7 protein-coding genes and 1 other RNA gene are annotated in these 4,714 nt (G+C 63.9%); 2 read left to right on the forward strand and 6 right to left on the reverse strand.

Annotation, left to right across the window (positions count from 1 at the left end; translation table 11 throughout):
• The first annotated feature begins 28 nt into the window (after nucleotides 1-28).
• Both apaG and XAXN_RS12425 read left to right on the forward strand, forming a co-directional pair.
• Complete coding sequence (gene apaG / locus XAXN_RS12420; RefSeq protein WP_054319763.1) at nucleotides 29-412, forward strand: Co2+/Mg2+ efflux protein ApaG; 384 nt, start codon at nucleotides 29-31, stop codon at nucleotides 410-412.
• Between the two features lie 28 nt (nucleotides 413-440).
• Nucleotides 441-1,397, forward strand: a complete 957-nt coding sequence (locus XAXN_RS12425) for a symmetrical bis(5'-nucleosyl)-tetraphosphatase (protein WP_054319764.1) — start codon at nucleotides 441-443, stop codon at nucleotides 1,395-1,397.
• 4 nt (nucleotides 1,398-1,401) lie between these two features.
• On the opposite strand, the gene XAXN_RS21435 is transcribed toward XAXN_RS12425, so the two are convergent.
• From XAXN_RS21435 to XAXN_RS12450, 6 genes are all read right to left on the reverse strand, one after another.
• Nucleotides 1,402-1,477, reverse strand: a non-coding RNA gene (locus XAXN_RS21435) — sX9 sRNA.
• Nucleotides 1,478-1,592: 115 nt separating this feature from the next.
• Nucleotides 1,593-2,087, reverse strand: a complete 495-nt coding sequence (locus XAXN_RS12430) for a dihydrofolate reductase (protein WP_054319765.1) — start codon at nucleotides 2,085-2,087, stop codon at nucleotides 1,593-1,595.
• Complete coding sequence (locus XAXN_RS12435) at nucleotides 2,084-2,371, reverse strand: hypothetical protein (protein WP_054319766.1); 288 nt, start codon at nucleotides 2,369-2,371, stop codon at nucleotides 2,084-2,086. Before XAXN_RS12435 ends, XAXN_RS12430 begins: the two co-directional genes overlap by 4 nt.
• A 65-nt stretch (nucleotides 2,372-2,436) precedes the next feature.
• Entirely contained in the window at nucleotides 2,437-3,231 is a 795-nt protein-coding gene (locus tag XAXN_RS12440) for a thymidylate synthase (RefSeq protein ID WP_054319767.1), read from the reverse strand.
• Nucleotides 3,228-4,118: a prolipoprotein diacylglyceryl transferase gene (gene lgt, locus XAXN_RS12445; RefSeq protein ID WP_011346474.1), complete on the reverse strand. Its 891-nt coding sequence runs from the start codon at nucleotides 4,116-4,118 to the stop codon at nucleotides 3,228-3,230. Before lgt ends, XAXN_RS12440 begins: the two co-directional genes overlap by 4 nt.
• A 53-nt stretch (nucleotides 4,119-4,171) precedes the next feature.
• Nucleotides 4,172-4,663 (reverse strand): TPM domain-containing protein, encoded by a 492-nt coding sequence (locus XAXN_RS12450; protein WP_054319768.1) that lies wholly within the window; start codon nucleotides 4,661-4,663, stop codon nucleotides 4,172-4,174.
• Nucleotides 4,664-4,714: the final 51 nt, after the last annotated feature.

Raw genomic sequence — 4,714 nt, forward strand, 5'->3', positions numbered from 1 at the left:
TTGATCAGCGTTGCCTTAGACTTTCGCCATGCAAGATGATCCGCGCTACCGGGTCGAGGTCGAGGTATCGCCCCGCTTCCTCGCCCATCAATCCACCCCGGACGAAGGCTGCTATGCCTTTGCCTACAGCATCCGCATCCAGAATGCGGGTGCGGTGCCTGCGCGCCTGATCGCGCGCCATTGGCAGATCACCGATGGCAACGGTCGCACCGAGCAGATGGATGGCGAAGGCGTGGTCGGCGAACAGCCGTGGCTGCGCCCGGGCGAGGCCTTCCATTACACCTCCGGCGTGCTGCTGGAGACCGAGCACGGACAGATGCAAGGCCACTACGACATGGTGGCCGACGATGGCACCGAATTTATCGCCCCGATCGCCGCCTTCGTGCTGAGCGTGCCCAGGACGCTGCACTGATGAATGCTGGAGTGAGGGAGCGCGCGCAATGAGCGTCTGGGCCATCGGCGACCTGCAAGGGTGCTACGACATCACGCAGCGGTTGCTGGAAAAGATCAATTTCGACCCTGCCCAGGACACGCTGTGGTTCTGCGGCGATCTGGTCAACCGCGGCGGGCAATCGCTGGAAACGCTGCGCCTGGTGCATTCGTTGCGCGCGCACAGTGTGGTGGTGCTGGGCAATCACGACCTGTCGTTGCTGGCGATCGGTGCGCGTTCGGAAGAAGAGCAGCACAAGGTCAACCCGGATCTGCTGCGCATCGTGATGGCCGAAGATCGCGACGCGCTGCTGGACTGGCTACGCATGCAGAAGCTGGCGCACGTGGACCGCGCACTGGGCTGGATGATGATCCACGCCGGGCTGGCGCCGAAGTGGACCACGCAGATGGCCGAAAAACACGCACGCGAGGTCGAGCAGCAACTGCAGGGCGGCGGCTATCGCAAGCTGCTGCGCAATATGTACGGCGACCAGCCGGGCTGGTCGCCGGGCCTGAGCGGCTACGACCGCAGCCGCGCCATCATCAACCTGTTCACCCGCATGCGCTATTGCACCCCGCGTGGGCGTATCGCCACCGACGACAAGGGCACGCCTGGGACGCAGGCGCTGGGCCTGTATCCCTGGTTCGAGGTGCCGGGACGTGTCGAGCGCGACCTGAAGATCGTCTGCGGGCATTGGTCGGCGCTGGGCCTGACGATCACCCAGGGCGTCCATGCGATCGATACCGGTGCGGTCTGGGGCGGCAAGCTGACGGCGTTGCAGCTGGATAGCGATGAGCTGCGCGTGGTGCAGGTGCCCGGACGCGAAGTGACCGGGCCGGCACCGGCCGCACGCGCGCCGCGGCGGCCGCGTGAGCGGCAAGGGCGTCAGCGTTCGCGCGGCAATCGCGGCAATGCGGGGAACGTAGCGGCCGGCCACAAGCCGCCAGCCGATACGCCACAGGACTAAGAGTGGCTAACAAAACGTAGCGAGCGGTCGTCAGGTGGGCGTGGACGGCGCACAGGAACCGGAGTGTACGAGGGGTACATGAGGATTCCGAGCACCGGCCGCGCCCGCCTGGCGGCTGCGCAGTAGTTTTGTTAGCCGCTCTAAGCGCGCAGGGCGCCCGTCGCCATCGCAATACCGGGCGCGCCACTGCATAGCTCAGCGGCGCGCGTAATCCACGAACGCAAACGCATGGGCATGCCGATCATCGGCAGCATGCAACTCGCGCCTCACAGGCGACCACACCGCTGGGTCGATCGGCGGAAAATGCGTGTCGGCGCCTTCCACCGCGGTGTCCACTTCAGTCACTGCCAGCAAATCGGCACGCTCCATGGTCAGGCGATACACCTCTCCGCCACCGATCACGCACAGCTCCTGCGCCCCATCCTGCACGGCGCGTTCGATCGCCTGCTCTACCGATGCGACAGCCTGCATGCCGTCGAACGGCACCTGTCCCGCACCGGTCAGCACCAAGTTCAATCGCCCCGGCAACGCTCGCCCCAGCGATTGCGCCGTCTTGCGCCCTATCAGGATCGGCTTGCCCAGCGTCAGCGCTTTGAAGCGCTTGAGATCGTCCGGCAATTTCCACGGCAGATCGTTGTCGCGGCCGATGGCATTGTTGCGGTCGAAGGCGACGATCAATGTGACTTTCATGCGTTCGGATATCGCTCGTTATAGATTTTCATTGCAGCCTTCCGGCCAAGCATCCCGACCAAAAAAGCGGCCATATAGCAAACGAAAATTCCGCCAAGCGCAGCTGACGACTGGTCCCCGAGCACTTTTGCAAACTCTAGCCGCTCGCCTTTATAAAGCACAACGCCGAAGAATCCGATCGGGGCTATTAACAGCACACTTGTCAAATTAACGAACAGGCTTGCCTGCGTAGCCATCAGCGAATCTGCAAGTTTCTCTCTTGCTTTCATCGAGTTTTTAGGCATCACACGCTTCCTTCGAAGTGAGGAATAACATGCATCGGCATCGTCTCACTAATCGAGACCAGACGTCAGACCGCCACCGGCGCCTTGATCGCCGGATGCGGGTCGTAGCCTTCGATGGCGATGTCTTCGAAGCGGAACGCGAACAGGTCGGTGACCTCGGGATTCAAACGCAAGGTAGGCAGTGCGCGCGGTGTGCGCGTCAGCTGCTCGCGTGCCTGTTCGAAGTGGTTCGAATACAAGTGCGCATCGCCCAACGTATGCACGAAATCGCCCACACCCAGGCCGGTGGCCTGCGCCACCATGTGGGTCAGCAGCGCATAGCTGGCGATATTGAACGGCACGCCCAGAAAGATGTCGCCGCTGCGCTGATAGAGCTGGCAACTGAGCTTGCCGTTCACCACGTAGAACTGGAACAGACTGTGGCACGGCATCAACGCCATCTGCGGCAGCTCGCCGACATTCCAGGCGCTGATCACCAGGCGACGCGAATCCGGATTGCGCTTGATCTCGTCCACCAGCCACTGCATCTGGTCGATTTCGACACCGTCCGGGCCGGTCCAGCGCCGCCACTGCTTGCCGTACACCGGCCCCAGATCGCCGTTGTCGTCGGCCCACTCGTCCCAGATGCGCACCTGGTTGTCGCTGAGATAGCCGATATTGGTGTCGCCCTTCAGGAACCAGAGCAACTCATGGATGATCGAGCGCAGGTGCAGCTTCTTGGTGGTCACCAACGGGAAGCCGGCATTGAGATCGAAGCGCATCTGCCAGCCGAATACGCTGCGCGTGCCGGTACCGGTGCGGTCGGACTTCTCCGCGCCGTGTTCCAGCACGTGCTGCAACAACTCCAGGTACGGCTTCATTTGGCAGCCTCCACGCCCGCGGGCGCCGGGAGCACCGGCTGCAACACCGGTGCGCGGCGCGACATCGCCAGCAGCACCAGGCCAACCGCGATCAGCGGCAGGCTCAGAATCTGGCCCATCGTCAGCCAGTTGAAGGCCAGGTAGCCGATCGGTGCGTCGGGTACACGCACGAATTCGACGATGAAACGGAACACGCCGTACAGCAACGCGAACAGGCCGGAGACCGCATACCGTGCGCGCGGCTTCATCGAGAACGTCCACAACACCACGAACATCACCACTCCTTCCAGCGCCGCTTCATAGAGCTGGGAGGGATGGCGAGCGAACTGGTTCAAGGCGCCGGCGGCGTACTGCGCCTGGATCTGCGCGGGCAACCGGTCGGCCAGTTCCGGCGCATGCGGAAAGATCACGCCCCAGCCGGCTTGGGTGAATTTGCCCCACAACTCGCCGCCGACGAAATTGCCCAGCCTCCCGAAACCAAGACCCAGCGGCACCAGCGGGGCGACAAAGTCCATCACATCGAAGAAGTGCAGCCGGTGCTTGCGCGCCCACAGCCAGCAGGCGATCAGCACGCCGAGCAGGCCACCGTGGAAGCTCATGCCGCCTTCCCAGACCTTGAACAGGATCAGCGGGTTGGCCAGGAAGGTCTCGAACGCATAGAACAGCATGTAGCCGATGCGCCCGCCCAGCACCACGCCGAGCATGCCGTAGAACAGCAGGTCGGAAAAACCATCCATGTCCACCCCGGGCAGGCGACCGCGCAGGATGCGCGAACGGCCCAGCGCCCAGGCCGAGAAAAACGCCGCCAGGTACATCAAGCCATACCAGTGCACCTGCACCGGGCCGAGCGAGAAGGCGATGGGGTCGATGGCGTGCAGATAGATCATGCGGACCGCGTATCACGTAGAGCGAGGCCGCTATTCTGACACCTCGCACGCGCTCAGCCTAAGATCCGCGGCCGGTCAGGTAGCTCGTCTTCATGCTGCGCGCCGTCGGCGGCCGGGAAATGTTCGGCCAACAGCTCGGTCACCGCCTCGATGCCGGCCAGGACCGCCGCTTCGTGCTGGCCTTCGCGCAGGAATTGCTGCATGCGCCGGCACACCTCTGCCCAACGCGCTTCCGGTACCCGGCTGCGCAGGCCGCGGTCTGCCACCACCTCGATGGCGTGGTCGGCCAGCAGCAGGTAAATCAGCACCCCGTTATTGGCTTCGGTGTCCCAGGTCCGCAATTGCGCGAAGGCCTGCTCGGTGCGCTGCCGTGCGCTATGTCCGCGCCACAACGCCTCCAGTGGCAGATCCGCCTCCACCGCGACCATGATCTGGCCGGTGTGCGAGCGCTCGCTGGCAGTCACCGCCGCCGCAATGGAATCCATGCATGCGGCTGGAAAGGTGCGCTGCGCCGAGGGCGCGAAAATATGCCTGAGCCACCGCATTACCAGCTCCCCGAGGCGCCACCGCCTCCTGATGACCCGCCGCCACCGCCC

It is taken from the genome of Xanthomonas axonopodis, from assembly GCF_001304695.1.
Lineage (GTDB): Bacteria > Pseudomonadota > Gammaproteobacteria > Xanthomonadales > Xanthomonadaceae > Xanthomonas > Xanthomonas axonopodis.

What these genes read in the sequence shown, in the direction of transcription:
- apaG (WP_054319763.1), top strand. Translation starts at nt 29, where the DNA reads ATGCAAGATGATCCGCGCTACCGGGTCGAGGTCGAGGTATCGCCCCGC.
- XAXN_RS12425 (WP_054319764.1), top strand. Translation starts at nt 441, where the DNA reads ATGAGCGTCTGGGCCATCGGCGACCTGCAAGGGTGCTACGACATCACG.
- XAXN_RS12430 (WP_054319765.1), bottom strand. Translation starts at nt 2,087, where the DNA reads ATGAAAGTCACATTGATCGTCGCCTTCGACCGCAACAATGCCATCGGC.
- XAXN_RS12435 (WP_054319766.1), bottom strand. Translation starts at nt 2,371, where the DNA reads ATGCCTAAAAACTCGATGAAAGCAAGAGAGAAACTTGCAGATTCGCTG.
- XAXN_RS12440 (WP_054319767.1), bottom strand. Translation starts at nt 3,231, where the DNA reads ATGAAGCCGTACCTGGAGTTGTTGCAGCACGTGCTGGAACACGGCGCG.
- lgt (WP_011346474.1), bottom strand. Translation starts at nt 4,118, where the DNA reads ATGATCTATCTGCACGCCATCGACCCCATCGCCTTCTCGCTCGGCCCG.
- XAXN_RS12450 (WP_054319768.1), bottom strand. Translation starts at nt 4,663, where the DNA reads ATGCGGTGGCTCAGGCATATTTTCGCGCCCTCGGCGCAGCGCACCTTT.